General features: G+C 67.5%; 1 pseudogene. It reads right to left on the bottom strand.

The features are described from left to right. Positions 1–41: 41 nt before the first annotated feature. Positions 42–1,195, bottom strand: a pseudogene (locus IEV86_RS17465) (IS3 family transposase). Positions 1,196–1,266 lie beyond the last annotated feature (71 nt).

Here is a 1,266-nt window from a genome sequence, read left to right as displayed (position 1 = left end):
TGACCTGCCCCACGCCCTGGTTACCACTTGTGGTGTGGTGGTCAGGCGGGGATGAGGGGCAGTTCGGAGCGTAGTTCGAACTCGATCGGGCTGAGGTAGCCCAGGCTGGAGTGCCGGCGGCGGCGGTTGTGGAAGATCTCGATGTACTCAAAGATCCCGTTCGCGAGCTCGACCCGGGTGTTCCATCGCTGGCGGTCGAGGAGCTCGATCTGCATCGAGGACCAGAACGACTCCATCATCGCGTTGTCGAGTCCGTCGCCGACGGTGCCGAAGGAGGGCATGAGCCCTGCTCGGCGGATCCGGTCGCCGAAGGCCCAGGAGGTGAACTGGGCTCCGTGGTCGGCGTGGACGATGCCGCCGGGTGCCGGGTCTCGATTCCTGAGGGCCATGTCGAGAGCGTTCAGGACCAGGCGGGTGTCCTGGGTGGAGTCGATCGACCAGCCGACGATCTTGCGGCTGTAGGTGTCCAGCACGCAGCAGCAGTAGAGCTTGCCCTCACGCGTGGGGTGCTCGGTGATGTCGGTGACCCAAAGCTCGTTGGGTCCGGCGCGGTGGAACTTGCGGTTCACCAGGTCTCCCGCGGTCACGACGCCTCGCAGCCGCTTGACCCGGGCGGGACCGGGCAGCCCGTAGATCCCTGCGTGGTGCATGAGCATGAAGACCAGTCGCGAACTGACGGTCACGTCCATCGCCATCGTCAGCTCGGCGTGGACCCGCCGGTAGCCGTAGGTGCCGCGAGATGCGACGTGGACCTCTTGGATCAGCCCGGTCAGCCACTGCCGGCGCAGCTGTGTCTGGGAGGTGGTCCGGTTGCGGTAGCGGTAGTAGCCCGGCTTGCTGACCCCGAGGACGCGGCAGCAGGTCAGGACGGGATGCCCGGCGGCGACGAGGGTGTCGATCACCGGGTGAACCCTTTTGGGTGCGGCGACTCCTGCCCGAGCAGGTTCGAGGCGACGCGCAGGATCTCGACCTCGCGTTCCAGCTCCCGGATGCGCGCCCGTGCGCGGCGGAGGTCGGCGCTTTCGGTCCGCGGGACCCCTTCGATCTCGCCCCGGTCGATGCGGTCCTGGCGCAGCCAGTTCTGCAAGCAGCTGCTGCTGATGCCCAGGTCACCGGCGACGGTGCTGGCGGGTTTGCCGGCCCGCACGAGCGCGACCGCTCGGGTGCGGAACTCGGCCGGATACGGCTTCGGCATGGTCCAGACCTTCTCTCTCGAGAAGCCGGACCACCAGACCCGATCTGGTAACCGAGCCGTGGGGCAGGTCA

Source organism: Cellulomonas carbonis, from assembly GCF_014636275.1.
GTDB classification, from domain to species: domain Bacteria; phylum Actinomycetota; class Actinomycetes; order Actinomycetales; family Cellulomonadaceae; genus Actinotalea; species Actinotalea carbonis.
Note: the sequence above shows the minus strand (reverse complement) of the source record. Positions and strands in the feature narration are given on the sequence as shown.